Genomic DNA, 13,691 nt, shown 5'->3' with positions numbered 1-13,691 from the left:
TTGAGGGAATAGACTGTAAGCAGTTCCGGAAATACATGTGTACATTATTATATAGAAGAAAATGCACAAAAAATTGAAACTTTTCCGTTACACTGAAAAAGAAAACATTTTGAAAATGAGCTGCCATAATTGTTTCACCAATTCAAATCCGAAGACTTTCAGGTGCAGCCGGCTTTTTGCGGAAGCACTCCGACAAGTGGCAGAGAGGGATGCTATGTTAAACAGGCTTGCATTAAAAATAGGCTTATTATTTTTTGTTTTTATTATCGTCATTGAATCTGTCCTTTTTTTGACACTCTACTTTACTTTTGTCGACGAGCGGGTGGATGAAGTTATGACGAATTTACTGGCTCGGGGAAATACCCATAGCGAAGTTTTGGAAGACAGCTTTGAGCCTGATACTTTGAATCATGTGGCCTTGATGGAGTCGGCTTCTGATTTTATCGTGATTATTACAGACGGAGCCGGCAATGAGCTGGCGCATTCCGATTCAATTGAAACCGAAATGAGAGATGTGCTGGTCCATACCGACTTTGAGCAAATGCCGCAGGAAGGGGTAATCGTCGAAGACCGGTGGGATGAAAAAGAGTTTATTGCCACCGACAGCCCGATTACGATTGCAGGCGAACACCGCGGCCATGTGTTCATGTTTGCGGAAACGAATCATATAAAGCAAATGGTCAGTAATCTGAGAAATCAATTTCTGATAGTGGGACTGATTGCTGTCGCTCTGACTGTCATCACAATTTTTCTGTTATCCCGATTGATCACGCTGCCTTTGATCCGGATGAAACAAGCCACTGAGCAGATAAGCAAAGGAAACAATCAGGTAAGACTTACGATTGACCGAAATGACGAATTGGGTGGACTGGCAAACGCCATTACCACTTTATCGAATGATTTGGACCGGTTGAAAAATGAACGCAATGAATTCCTGGCCAGTATCTCGCACGAATTGCGGACGCCGCTGACTTATATTAAGGGTTATGCCGATATTGCAAGCCGGCCCAACGTTTCTGATGAAGAAAAGGGTGAATATATGGCGATCATTCGTGAAGAGACAGCTAATTTAACCGTGTTGATCCAACAATTATTTGAATTGGCGCAGCTGGATCATAATAAATTTGAAATAGACAAAGAATACTTTTCCCTGGATATGCTTTTTCATTCCGTTGCGGACCTTGTTCTTCCGGCCTTTGAAGAGAACAAAATCTCCATGGTGATTCAGTCTGATCCGAACATTTCAGCTTACATTGATCCAAAACGAATTCAGCAGGTACTGATTAATGTGCTGGATAACGCACGGAAACATTCACCCGAAGGTACGCACGTGACAATTAGGGGAACTCAGGAAGAAGAACGAATCGTGATCAGTATCATCGATGAAGGAGAAGGTGTTCCGGAAGTGGACGTGCCTTTTGTCTTCGAGCGATTGTACCGGGTCGATAAATCCCGATCGAGAGAATACGGGGGAAGTGGCCTTGGACTGGCAATTGCCAAAGAAATTGTCGAATCGCACGGAGGTTCCATTTCGCTTAAAAGTGAGCGGGGGAAAGGTACCCTTGTCCGTATCCAATTGGAAAGTGGGGATTCTAATGCAGAAAGTTCTGTTGGTCGATGATGAAAAACGGATGCTGGATTTATTGGAGCTGTATTTAAAGCCGCATCATTATCTTTGCAAAAAAGCAGTAGGAGCATACGAGGCTCTCACTTATCTGGAAACAGAAACTTTCGATATCGTCCTATTGGATATCATGATGCCGGAAATGGACGGCTGGGAATTGTGCCGGGAAATCCGGAAGTTTTCTGATGTGCCTATCATCATGCTCACCGCCAGGGAACAGCAGGAGGATATCATCAGAGGTTTGAATCTTGGTGCGGATGATTACATGACGAAGCCATTTAATGAAGAGGAGTTGCTGGCGCGCATGGCCGCACTCCTTCGCAGAAGAACACCGGGCCCTATTATTGAAGTGGATGGTTTGTTGTGGGAAGAGGACCGTTTTGAGCTCACCTACCAAAAACACACCATCAAATTGACGCCTAAAGAGTTTATGATGGTCGGCCATTTGATGAAACATCCCAATAAAGTTTTTACGCGGGAACAGCTGATTCAGCTGATTTGGGGGTTTGATTCGGAAACAGAAGGCAGAACAATTGATTCGCATGTACGAAATGCGAGGGAAAAAATCAGGCATTCCGGTTTTCCGATTGATGATTATTTCATCACCGTGTGGGGGATCGGCTATAAATGGACCAATAAAGAGTAAGGGTAATGGAATGATGGATAGCAGCAGGAGCAAAGTTTTCCAGCTGTTTTTTTGAGTGTAAACCGGGGGTAAATCGGCTTCTCGACAAATTCTCGATAATCCGGTTTTATAATGGAAAAGAAAACTGGAAGTAAGAAAAATTTGGTTGAGAGGTGAAATCCGATGGCAAAACATGAAGGAAACCATCACAATCATCATGAAACTCCAGATGCAACAGAACCAAAACACCATCCGTCAGATCAGTATGAAGATGACACGACGATACAGGAAGAACATACAGAAATGGACCACGATAAACATGATCATCACGGCCATAATGGACACGGCGATATGGTGGAGGATTTCAAGAAACGCTTTTATATCTCATTGCTTCTGGCCATTCCGATTTTGGCTTTGTCTCCGATGATCCAGCATTTTATGGGCGTGGACTGGCGCTTTGACAACGATATGTACATCTTATTCGCCTTATCGAGTATAGTGTTCTTCTACGGAGGCTGGCCGTTTCTGACAGGCGGAATTGCGGAACTGAAAGACCGGAATCCGGGCATGATGACGCTGATTGCCCTGGCGATTTCCATTGCCTATACCTACAGTACGTTTGTTGTTTTTGGCTGGGATGGCAACCAGCTCTACTGGGAGCTGGCGACGCTTGTCGTCATTATGCTGCTCGGCCATTGGATTGAAATGCGTTCCATTATGGGAGCTTCGAATGCACTGGAGCAATTGGTGAAATTAATGCCGAGTGAAGCACATAAGCTGGATGAACACCATCAGGTACGGGATGTTCCGTTATCAGAAATTCGCAACGGCGATTGGGTTTTGGTCAAACCCGGCGAAAAGGTGCCGGTCGACGGAGTGATTGTCGAAGGGCAATCGACAATAGATGAATCGATGCTGACTGGTGAATCGATTCCAATTGAAAAAGAAGAAGGCGATGCAGTGATCGGCGGGTCGGTGAACAAAGGCGGTTCGTTGGCCGTTGAAGTCGAGAAAACAGGGGAAGAGTCCTATTTGTCCCAAGTGATCACGATGGTCAAAGAAGCACAGGAATCAAAGTCCAAAACTCAGGATTTAACGAACCGTGCTGCAAAATGGTTATTTTATCTTGCACTGGTTGCCGGCTTCGCTACATTGTTTGCCTGGTTGGCGCTCGGCTACCCGCTTGATACTGCTATTGAACGCATGGTGACCGTCATGGTCATCACCTGCCCTCATGCACTGGGGCTGGCAGCACCCCTGGTTGTGGCTGTTTCCACTACAATTTCAGCTAAACAGGGCTTGCTGATACGGAACCGGGCCGATTTTGAAGGGGCGAGAAATTTGAATGCTGTCGTATTCGATAAAACCGGAACCCTGACGAAAGGGGAGTTCGGAGTTACGAATATTGTAGCCGAAAGCAACTATACTGATGAGGAAGTGTTGCGTTTAGCGGCTGCAATCGAGCAAAATTCGGAGCACCCGCTTGCGGCTGGAATTGTCGCTTCTGCAAAAGGAAAAGGGATCCACATCGGCCAAGTGACTGATTTTGAATCGATTACGGGGAAAGGCATCCAAGGCAAAGTCGACGGGAAGAAAGTCAATGTCGTCAGCCCGGGATACGTTAACAGCAGCGGATTAAGTTATAATCAGGAGCTATTCGAAGGGTTGTCGGAAGAAGGTAAGACTGTCGTCTTCGTGCTCGTGGAAGAGGAACTCGCCGGTATGATCGCACTGGCCGATATCGTACGGGATACAGCAAAAGAAGCTGTGGCAGCATTAAAAGCAAAAGGCATTCATTCGATTATGTTGACCGGCGACAATCGGAAAGTGGCAAATTGGGTGGCGGCGCAATTGGGAATTGATGAAGTATATGCTGAAGTGCTGCCGGACGACAAGGCCAACCAGATCAAGCGGATCAAAGAAAAAGGATGGCGTGTGGCCATGACTGGTGATGGCGTGAACGACGCACCGGCTCTTGCAACAGCAGATCTTGGCATCGCTATCGGAGCTGGAACGGATGTGGCGATGGAAACCGCCGATGTCGTTCTCGTGAAGAGCAATCCGAACGACGTTGTGGCATTGATTGACCTCTCGAAAAAAACTTATCGCAAAATGGTCCAGAATTTATGGTGGGCAACCGGCTACAATATTTTCGCCATACCGTTAGCTGCAGGTGTATTGGCTCCATGGGGAATTGTGGTGAGTCCGGCGATTGGAGCGGTCTTCATGAGTGCAAGTACAATCATCGTGGCCATCAATGCGAAACTGTTAAAAGCATGAAGCATCAATACAGATAATTTTTTCAAAAATAAAGGAAGAGAAACTGCTCGAATCCGGCAGTTCCTCTTCCTTTTGTATTGTAAAATATAATTTTTTTATTTCTCCAACGTATACCCTATATTATTCAATGCCGATTCGATGTCCATAACGTATTCCGTTTGAAGGTCCGTTAAATGGTCGCGTACTTCCGGCATTTTAACGAGCCAAGGCGGCAGTCCCGTCATCATGACTTTGATGCCCATGATATTCAGGCCGAGCACCAGATTTTTCAATATGTCGGGGAACCGATTTTCCAGCAGAACAATCTGGGACAAATCAATGATAAAAGAATGGCTGCCATTTTTGGCTGCATAACTCAATGTATCTTCCATAATCTTTTGGGAACGTTCCTCGTTGATATTGCCCTGCAGCGACAGAATTGCCAGGCCTTTCTTAATCGGAATGATCGGTACGCTCAGCAATTCGAGGTCTGCAATGGTATTGTCCAGATGAATAATATAAGAAAGAACACCAGCCATATTTTTCATAAATTGGATATTCTTTTCGGTGAACTCTCTCTCTTCTTTATCCATAACGCATAAAGTTCCAAATACATTGCCATAGAAATCGCGAAGTGTCACTCCGAGAAAACCTTTGACCTCAAGCTGTTCGGTCACCTCCAGCTCCTTTGTCAGGTTGAATGACCCCAGATTATTCGTATGCATCGCTTCCTCATCACTTTGGATGATCAAGCGGCAATAAGTTCCATCGTAATCGACCTCATAGCCTTCAGGAATAATATAATGATCTTTATTGAAGGAGCTGATCACTTCCATGGCTTTCGGTCCTCGTTGCGTCACATAAGCGGTGTTCACATCCAACTCATCGCTGATCACTTCGAACAGTTTATATGAAACCGCTTTTAATGAATCGTGAGTGGATATTCTCTTCGTTTCCTGCATGTATCAATTTCCTCCTCGATGGCTGCCGGCAGTTGCTGCGCTTTCAGCAAAAACTGCTTGTTCAAATGTAAATTCCATTGGTAACACCCGTTTTTTATGGGTATTTTAATAAAACCGTCAGTTACATGGACCGTAATCTTCAATTTCTCTATTATTAACCCTATTATAAACGGCTTTATACGGTCAAGAAAAAAGCCCATCATTTAATACTAGAGCATGCCCCTGAAGTGCTATAGACTGGAGTTAGAGGAAAGTTTCTTTTGCTGAAGGCTTGGTTCGTAAAGTTACGAGCTTTCCATGAATATAAACGTGAGGGGGTTTCATATGCTGAATTTAAAATACTTGGATTTATTGGCGCAGAAATATGACAGCGAGGAAAAAGTCGCAACTGAAATCATCAATCTGGAAGCGATACTGAATTTGCCGAAAGGCACAGAGCACTTTGTCAGCGATTTGCACGGCGAGTATAATGCGTTCCAGCATGTTCTGCGCAACGGTTCAGGGAACGTGAAAGTGAAAATCAGGGATTTGTTCAAGGATGAATTAGCGGAAAAAGAATTGAATGAATTTGCGACACTCGTTTATTACCCGGAAGAGAAACTGCAATTGATCAAAAGCCATTTCACCAGCAAACGGGAATTGCACGAATGGTATATAGAAATCATCGAGCGCATGCTGAAACTGGTATCCTATGCCGCTTCAAAATATACGCGTTCGAAATTACGTAAGGCTTTGCCGAAGCACTTTGTTTACATTATTGAAGAACTGCTTTACAAAACGGATGAGTTCACGAATAAAAAAGAATATTATGCGAAGATGGTTGATCAAGTAATCGCGCTTGGCCAGGCGGACAAACTGATAGTCGGCCTCGCGTATACGATACAGCGTCTTACAGTGGATCACCTTCATGTAGTTGGCGATATTTATGACAGGGGACCGGATCCGCATAAAATCATGGATACGCTCATCGATTACCATTCCGTAGACGTTCAATGGGGCAACCATGATGTGCTTTGGCTCGGCGCTTTTTCAGGATCCAAAGTTTGTCTGGCAAACATAATCCGGATTTGTGCACGTTATAACAACCTGGACATCATCGAAGATGTCTACGGCATCAATTTGCGGCCACTGTTGAATTTAGCGGAATCGTATTATGAGGACAATCCGGCATTTCACCCGAAACGGATTACCGGTGAAAACCTGACAGAACAGGAACAGCTGCAAATTACGAAAATCCATCAGGCGATTTCCATCATCCAATTCAAGCTGGAAAGCCCGATCATCAAAAGGCGTTCGTGCTTTGATATGGAAGACCGCCTTTTGCTTGAAAAAGTAGATTACGAGAAAAATGAAGTGACGATTCACGGCAAAACCTATCCGCTCGTAAACACTTGTTTCGCCACAATCGATCCGGAGCAACCCGATAAATTATTGGACGAAGAACAGCAAGTCATCGATAAATTGCTGTTTTCCATCCAACATTCTGAGAAACTGGCACGTCATATGAATTTCCTGATGAAAAAAGGCGGCCTTTATTTGCAGTACAACGGCAACCTGCTGATTCACGGCTGCATTCCGCTGGAAGAAAACGGCGATATGAAAAAGATGGAGATCGAAGGCAAGAACTACGCGGGCCGCGAATTGCTTGATGTCTTTGAGCAGTATTTGCGCCACGCGTTCGCCCACCCGGAAGAAACCGATGATTTTGCGACCGATATGGCCTGGTACCAGTGGACGGGTGAAAATTCCTCCCTTTTTGGAAAGCGTGAGATGACGACTTTTGAGCGTTATTTCATCGAAGAAAAAGAGACACATAAAGAACGGAAAAATCCTTATTACCATTTACGCGAAGACGAAGACATGTGCCGCAAGATGCTCGCTGAATTCGATTTAAATCCGGAACACGGCCGCATTATCAACGGCCATACCCCGGTGAAAGAAATTGACGGCGAAAATCCGATCAAGGCGAATGGCAAGATGATCGTCATCGACGGCGGATTCTCAAAAGCCTATCAGTCAACAACCGGAATCGCCGGCTATACGCTGCTATACAATTCCTTTGGCATGCAGCTTGTCGCTCATCAGCTGTTCACTTCGAAAGAGGAAGTGCTGAGCGATGGAACCGACGTCCTGTCCATCAAACGCCTGGTCGATGAAGAGCTGGAGAGGAAAAAAGTCCGCGAAACCAATATCGGCAGCCAGCTCCAGCAGGAAATCGCCAATTTGAATAGCCTCCGGAAGCATCGGTATATGGATTAAGGCTTTGACCTTAGAGCCCCTGAACGGAAGACTCTTGTGAGTTTTTCGGTTGGGGGTTTTGTTGTTGGGCGATTGTATTTCAATTGGAATGGGGAGGGCGGAGCCGCTGGAAAAGGGAGTTGGGCATAAAAGTGGGAAAGTTGAGCATATCTCGGCTAAAGTTGGGCATAAAAAATTTCGACCTAAACCCAGGGAGACTCAAAACCCCATTTGATGATATTTTTCGTTCATTTCGGATAAAAATAAGATGTGCAGGGGGCTAAAAGAGCCACTTGGGAATAAAAGAGGAAAAGTTGGGAATAAATCGATGGAAGTTGGAAATAAGCAAAACTTCCACCCAAAATCCGGCAGACCTGACCCAAGACCAAAATACATATGGATGCTTTTCGCAGGCGAAAAGCGAAAGACCGCCTATCAGGATTAGTTCAGTAATCTTCCCTGAAAAATAGTAAGGCACAGGGAAGAGGACCCTGATTATTTTTACTGTTAAACGAAAGAAAGAGAGCCTGCAGCGGGCAGGCTCTCTTTCTTATTCTCCCCTTAAGTTTCTATAATTTCTACGCAACTGATGACTGCCGGCAATTATAAGCGCAGTCATGGTGAGCAGTTTAAAAGGTAAAGGAAAAGAGCTCGCTGTGAACAGCAGAATGACAAGAAAGAACGAAAAAATTCCTACTTATACGGTCCGTTAATCTTTGAATAGGATCAGTAATTCAAGGAGAACTTAGATTGGACTAACAGTCACGGCCGATGTTCCTTTCAAGGTGCCGAGAAATCCTTGGGGTGATTCATCCTCAGATTTCATTAATTACATTACACATGAAATTTTCTGAAAATAAATGGCCATAAAAGAAAATCTTGGATATAGTGAAAAGACAGAAATGTAATTGAGTCACTTTCTATAAAATGTAATGGACACAGGAATAATAGGAGATGAATGTTTTGTTCGAAACAGAAAGATATTTTTTAACCAGATTTCAGGAATCAGATTTTAAAGATGGTTTAAATCTTTTTACAAATCCGAAAGTCCGAAAGTATCTCGGAGGGGTTCAGAATCCAGACTTCATCCGAGCAACACTCGACGCTATGCTTGCTCCGGAAGACGGCTCATTCTACTGGGTGATCAGAGAAAAAAGCATTGGGGAATTTATTGGCTTGGTATCTCTTGATCCGCATCATGACGGGATTTGCAAAGAAGTTTCATATCAACTTCTGCCGAATTGGTGGAGTAGAGGATTTGCAACTGAAACGGTAACGGCAATCCTCGATTTTGCCATGAATGATTTACAATTACCGAAACTAGTGGCAGAAACTCAAAGCAGTAATCAACCTTCGTGTAATTTGCTGGTGAAACTGGGCATGACATTGGAGCGGAAAGTTTCTAGATACGGAGCCGAACAATCCATTTATTCCATCCAATCTCATTAAGGTTTTTGAAAGTAAAAAACAAGGATTATCAAAGCCTTTTAGAGAATAGTTTTAGCAGTAAGCAAAAGTCAGGATGTGCTGAAGATGCTTAAAACGCCTATTCATCTAATAGAAGAAACCGTTTTTTCAATCCAGGATGCCGACGGTGCAGAATGCTCGATTCGTGATGCGGATTGGTGCGATCAAGACGGACTGGTTTTATATGTATTTGCCAAAATGAAGAGTTGGATCATCATTCAAAATGATTGGATTCCATCACCCATTGCTGACGATAGCGCATTTGTCCGCTGGCTTGATGGAGAGCGTATTCTTCTTGTTCGACGCAGGAGCAGCGGCCGGGATCCCAATGTCTTCCTCTTGAATCTGACTGGTGAAATTATTGATTCCTTTCATGCGGGTGATGCAATTGAAGGCGTGGTTGTTGGGTCCGAAGGAGTTTGGATCAGCTATTATTACGGAGAATTCAGGGAAGGGTTGCCAGGTGAAAAGCTGATACTGTTTGATTTGCAGGGCAATCCGATTTTCAAATACAAAACAGACTTGTCAACGAAACCAGACATACTGGAGATATTGGCCTTGGTCAAAGGCAAGAATTCGTCAGTCTGGATTGCTCCTTTGATGAAACCGTTGATGAAGATCGTTCCGGAATCGGAGGTCATTACTATCCATGAAGACCCGAAGCTGGTCAATGCCGGAACTTTTGCCTTCAGCATCCGCGGAGATTTTGTCTATTTTGTCCTGGAAGATTCCAAGTGGGCCTATGCCTGCCGACTCGGTGAAGAGGAGGCGCAACCCATCGGCAAAATCGAAGGAGTATCGCGAGGGCTCGGACCCAGGGAATCGTATAATTTTATTGCGCATCCGAGAAACAGCGGAGAAGTGAAGTTGTACCGCATCGAGAATAAAGAAGAGTACTTTTTGGCAGAGGTGCTTGAATAGCTGGGATAATATATAGTAGGGTAAGATTCATTAACTAGAAAATAACTAAACCATGACGTTAATGAACAGTTAGTGCTTATAGGTTATTGTGGAAGTTATTTAAACGTATGCGTTAAAAAATGTAAATACACAAATAAGGAAGTGCAAACCATGAATTCCGAAACTGTAATGCAGGAACTCGAGGCGTTGAGCAAAGAACGGATGAAGAAAATATACATGTCGAACGGTGCACACGAGCCGCTTTTTGGCGTAGCGACAGGCGCCATGAAACCGATTGCCAAAAAAATAAAAATTGATCAGCAATTGGCCGAGGAATTATACGCGACCGGAAATTACGATGCCATGTATTTTGCCGGCATCATTGCCAACCCGAAAGGCATGACTGCAGAAGATTACGACCGCTGGTTGGATTCCGCGTATTTTTATATGCTATCTGATTATGTAGTGGCCGTAACTTTATCGGAATCGGATATCGCGCAGGAAGTTGCGGACAAATGGATTGCCAGCGGCGAAGAACTGCGGATGTCTGCGGGATGGAGCTGTTATTGCTGGCTCCTCGGCAGCCGCAAAGATGAAGAGTTTTCGGAAAGCAAGCTGTCTGAAATGCTGGATCTCGTAAAGGATACGATTCATGATGCGCCGGAACGCACAAAGTCTGCGATGAATAATTTCATCGAAACAGTAGGAGTTTCCTTTAAGCCGTTGACCGACAAGGCGTTGGAAACGGCAAAGCAGGTGGGTACCGTGGAAATGAGGCGTGAAGGCAAGAAAAACAGTCCTTTGAACGCCACCGCAGCCATCGAAAAAGCGATGGAAAAAGACAGAATCGGCTTTAAGCGCAGATATGTCAGATGCTAAATGGATAAGAAAAGGAAAATTAGTTAACATCTTTCTTGTAACGTTCACCCGTATTGATGTAAATTAATCCAAAAACAATCAGGACCACCATCAATACAGTTCCGGCTATTATTAGTCCATTCATTCGAAGCAGGCTTCCCAAAGAAATCAGCGCAATGGTGAACGTGAGGCCGAGGATAAATTTTCCTGTCGCTTTGCATAAAGCCACTTCATCGTATTTTTCCTTTTCTTCCTTCGGCATAGTATTATAGCCGGCGATCAGCATGGCACCTTTGCCCTGAAGCATGTAAAGGCCAAGGCTCAGCAGCAAAAGGATGCTGCCTGTCGATACAATAATTTCTGTCATCATTAGAGAATCACCTCCTTGAATATATTTCCTTATGCTTATTCTGAACGGTTGAAGAAAGATTTTCAATTGATTGGTGGATTTAGTGGATGTTCGCACATATTTAACCGAATTAATTGCCTACACACCCCCAAAGCAGCAACTCTCCATCGAGTTGCTGCTTTTTTATTGCCTGAAAGTGAAATGATTAGAAAACCCGAATCCTATTTTTTTGTAGAAGTACTTGCAGTTTTCGGAAGAACCTTATATGCTATAAAACGTAATCATTACTATTTAAAGAATTATTGTTTATCAGAATGGAGGAAGACAGATGGATACGAAAATTCCAGTGACGGTCTTGAGCGGCTATTTGGGCTCAGGCAAGACCACCTTGCTGAATAATATTCTGCATAATCGCGAAGGGCTGAAAGTTGCAGTCATTGTCAATGACATGAGCGAAGTGAACATAGATGCTTCATTGATTGAACAGGGAGGATTTTCGCGCACCGAAGAGAAGTTGGTCGAAATGCAGAATGGCTGTATTTGCTGCACGCTCCGGGAAGATTTGGTCCTCGAGGTGGAGAAACTGGCGAAGCTTGGAACGATTGATTACATAGTCATTGAATCTTCGGGGATAAGCGAACCGGTTCCGGTGGCGCAGACTTTTTCCTATCTGGATGAAAACCTCGGGATCAACCTGTCCGATATTTGCACCCTCGACACGATGGTGACTGTGGTCGATGCTGCCAGGTTTTGGGCTGATTTTGCTTCGGGTGAGACGCTGCTCGAACGAAAAGAAGCGGCCACAGAAGATGACGAGCGGGAAATTGCCGATTTATTGATCGATCAGATTGAATTTGCGAACGTATTGGTCGTAAACAAGTTGGATGGGGTGACGCCAGAGAAAGCCGAGGAGTTGAAAGCCGTATTGAAGCGCTTGAATCCGGATGCCAAAATCATCGGCACGGTGTATTCACAGGTCGACATCCAGAAAGTGCTCCACACGAAGCGTTTTGATTTTGAAAAATCCAGCCAAAGCGCAGGGTGGATAAAGGAATTGAATGAAGAACATATACCTGAGACCGAAGAATATGGCATCAGCTCTTTTGTCTTCAGCAGCACCAAGCCTTTTCATCCGGGACGGTTGATGGAATGGATTGTCGATTGGCCGGTGGAAGTGGTCCGGGCAAAAGGTTTTTTATGGCTTTCCACACGTGACGGATTTGCGGTGCTGCTTTCTCAGGCGGGGCCTTCTTTGAGCATTGAAAGAGCGGGCGCATGGGATGAAGATTACGGAGTGAAGATGACGGAACTTGTCCTGATCGGAGTCGGAATGGATCAGCAGGCCATTACGCAGCAATTGGAAGACTGTGTGCTGACCGAAGAGGAAATGGCGCTGGATTGGAACAGTTTCGAGGATCCCTTACCGGCATTTTACGAAGAAGTTTAACCGGGAGAGGAGGTAGCTGAAATGCGCGTTAACATTACATTGGCATGCACCGAAACGGGTGACCGCAATTATTCGACGACGAAAAACAAACGCAATAACCCTGAGCGGATCGAAATGAAGAAATACTGTCCGCGACTCCGAAAGGTCACGTTGCACCGGGAAACGAAGTAAAAAAATTTCAGTGATTTTAAAACGTAAACATTACTATTTAGGAGGAGAGATGGACATGGCCAAAAAATCAAAAGTGGCAAAAGACCACAAACAGCAAAAAATGGTGGCCCACTATGCGGAGCTTCGCCAGGAGTTGAAAGAAAAAGGGGATTACGAAGCGTTAAGAAAGCTGCCGCGGAATTCTTCGCCGACCCGTTTGAAGAACCGCTGTGAATTAACAGGAAGGCCAAGAGGCTATATGCGAAAATTTAACATGTCCCGGATTGCGTTCCGGGAACTTGCCCACAAAGGTCAGATCCCTGGAGTCAAAAAAGCCAGCTGGTAAAAAGGGTATATACTTTTCATCACACCAATGAGCGGGGACGTGCAAAAAATGAATGAACGGTTAATGGATTTTTTATTGAAGAGTGAAATCGCCAGGCTTCCTGGGGAGGAGCGGAAACTGTACCAATTCGTTACCGAGGCAGAAGATTCACTGGCTGAAAAAGCGGCGACAGTAGATGAATTTTACAGCCTGGTGCTGGCGGACTCCCCCGTCAACTCTGCCATGAATTATTTCCAATGGCCTTACGATAAAGTTGTCGCGATGCTCATGGCTGTTGAAGAGGAGCTGGATTGGAAAATCAAGCAGCGCAGCAAGGGAGTGAAATGGATTGAGTTCAAGACAAAGCGGGATGCGATAGCAGCAGAAAACAAAAAGGTGTTTTTATTCATCAATTAGCTGTTTGGCGACTCTTGAACGAATCTGATAAGGATAGATAGTGGAGACGCGTATTGAAAAGGAGTGCTGA

The 13,691-nt window shown here is 44.6% G+C and carries 13 protein-coding genes; 11 read left to right on the top strand and 2 right to left on the bottom strand.

The window, feature by feature from the left end; all coding sequences use genetic code 11:
- Window positions 1–214 precede the first annotated feature (214 nt).
- From ACFQ1X_RS09110 to ACFQ1X_RS09100, 3 genes are all read left to right on the top strand, one after another.
- Entirely contained in the window at window positions 215–1,621 is a 1,407-nt protein-coding gene (locus ACFQ1X_RS09110) for a sensor histidine kinase (RefSeq protein WP_144840029.1), read from the top strand.
- Window positions 1,596–2,270 (top strand): response regulator transcription factor, encoded by a 675-nt coding sequence (locus tag ACFQ1X_RS09105; protein WP_379082222.1) that lies wholly within the window; start codon window positions 1,596–1,598, stop codon window positions 2,268–2,270. The genes ACFQ1X_RS09110 and ACFQ1X_RS09105 overlap by 26 nt, the downstream gene beginning before the upstream one ends.
- A gap of 162 nt (window positions 2,271–2,432) precedes the next feature.
- Window positions 2,433–4,529, top strand: a complete 2,097-nt coding sequence (locus ACFQ1X_RS09100) for a copper-translocating P-type ATPase (protein ID WP_144840031.1) — start codon at window positions 2,433–2,435, stop codon at window positions 4,527–4,529.
- A gap of 95 nt (window positions 4,530–4,624) precedes the next feature.
- Here the strand turns inward: ACFQ1X_RS09100 and ACFQ1X_RS09095 are convergent, their stop codons facing one another.
- A complete protein-coding gene (locus tag ACFQ1X_RS09095) occupies window positions 4,625–5,470 on the bottom strand; it encodes a GAF domain-containing protein (protein WP_144840033.1) in 846 nt (281 codons plus the stop codon).
- A 327-nt stretch (window positions 5,471–5,797) separates the two neighbouring features.
- On the opposite strand from ACFQ1X_RS09095, the gene ACFQ1X_RS09090 reads away from it, so the two are divergent.
- The 4 genes from ACFQ1X_RS09090 to ACFQ1X_RS09075 all read left to right on the top strand — a co-directional run bounded on the left by ACFQ1X_RS09090 (window position 5,798) and on the right by ACFQ1X_RS09075 (window position 10,954).
- Window positions 5,798–7,729 carry a fructose-1,6-bisphosphatase gene (locus ACFQ1X_RS09090; RefSeq protein ID WP_144840119.1) on the top strand — a complete coding sequence of 644 codons (1,932 nt, stop codon included), beginning with the start codon at window positions 5,798–5,800 and terminating at the stop codon, window positions 7,727–7,729.
- Window positions 7,730–8,671: 942 nt separating this feature from the next.
- Complete coding sequence (locus ACFQ1X_RS09085; protein WP_379082217.1) at window positions 8,672–9,157, top strand: GNAT family N-acetyltransferase; 486 nt, start codon at window positions 8,672–8,674, stop codon at window positions 9,155–9,157.
- A gap of 84 nt (window positions 9,158–9,241) precedes the next feature.
- Complete coding sequence (locus ACFQ1X_RS09080) at window positions 9,242–10,096, top strand: hypothetical protein (RefSeq protein WP_144840037.1); 855 nt, start codon at window positions 9,242–9,244, stop codon at window positions 10,094–10,096.
- A gap of 150 nt (window positions 10,097–10,246) precedes the next feature.
- Window positions 10,247–10,954: a DNA alkylation repair protein gene (locus tag ACFQ1X_RS09075; RefSeq protein WP_144840039.1), complete on the top strand. Its 708-nt coding sequence runs from the start codon at window positions 10,247–10,249 to the stop codon at window positions 10,952–10,954.
- A gap of 19 nt (window positions 10,955–10,973) precedes the next feature.
- Here the strand turns inward: ACFQ1X_RS09075 and ACFQ1X_RS09070 are convergent, their stop codons facing one another.
- On the bottom strand, window positions 10,974–11,303 hold the full coding sequence (locus tag ACFQ1X_RS09070; protein WP_379082214.1) for a DUF3784 domain-containing protein: 330 nt from the start codon (window positions 11,301–11,303) through the stop codon (window positions 10,974–10,976).
- Window positions 11,304–11,610: 307 nt separating this feature from the next.
- On the opposite strand from ACFQ1X_RS09070, the gene ACFQ1X_RS09065 reads away from it, so the two are divergent.
- From ACFQ1X_RS09065 to ACFQ1X_RS09050, 4 genes are read left to right on the top strand one after another with little or no spacing between them, the layout of a single operon-like run.
- Window positions 11,611–12,729 carry a GTP-binding protein gene (locus ACFQ1X_RS09065; RefSeq protein WP_144840041.1) on the top strand — a complete coding sequence of 373 codons (1,119 nt, stop codon included), beginning with the start codon at window positions 11,611–11,613 and terminating at the stop codon, window positions 12,727–12,729.
- Window positions 12,730–12,750: 21 nt separating this feature from the next.
- Window positions 12,751–12,900: a 50S ribosomal protein L33 gene (gene rpmG / locus ACFQ1X_RS09060; protein WP_144840043.1), complete on the top strand. Its 150-nt coding sequence runs from the start codon at window positions 12,751–12,753 to the stop codon at window positions 12,898–12,900.
- 55 nt (window positions 12,901–12,955) lie between these two features.
- Complete coding sequence (rpsN, locus tag ACFQ1X_RS09055; RefSeq protein ID WP_144840045.1) at window positions 12,956–13,225, top strand: 30S ribosomal protein S14; 270 nt, start codon at window positions 12,956–12,958, stop codon at window positions 13,223–13,225.
- 48 nt (window positions 13,226–13,273) lie between these two features.
- Window positions 13,274–13,621 (top strand): hypothetical protein, encoded by a 348-nt coding sequence (locus ACFQ1X_RS09050; RefSeq protein WP_144840047.1) that lies wholly within the window; start codon window positions 13,274–13,276, stop codon window positions 13,619–13,621.
- Window positions 13,622–13,691 lie beyond the last annotated feature (70 nt).

It is taken from the genome of Metaplanococcus flavidus (assembly GCF_042675885.1).
Taxonomy (GTDB): Bacteria; Bacillota; Bacilli; order Bacillales_A; family Planococcaceae; genus Planococcus; species Planococcus flavidus.
The sequence above is the reverse complement of the archived record's forward strand: the minus strand, read 5'-3'. Positions and strand labels throughout refer to the sequence as shown.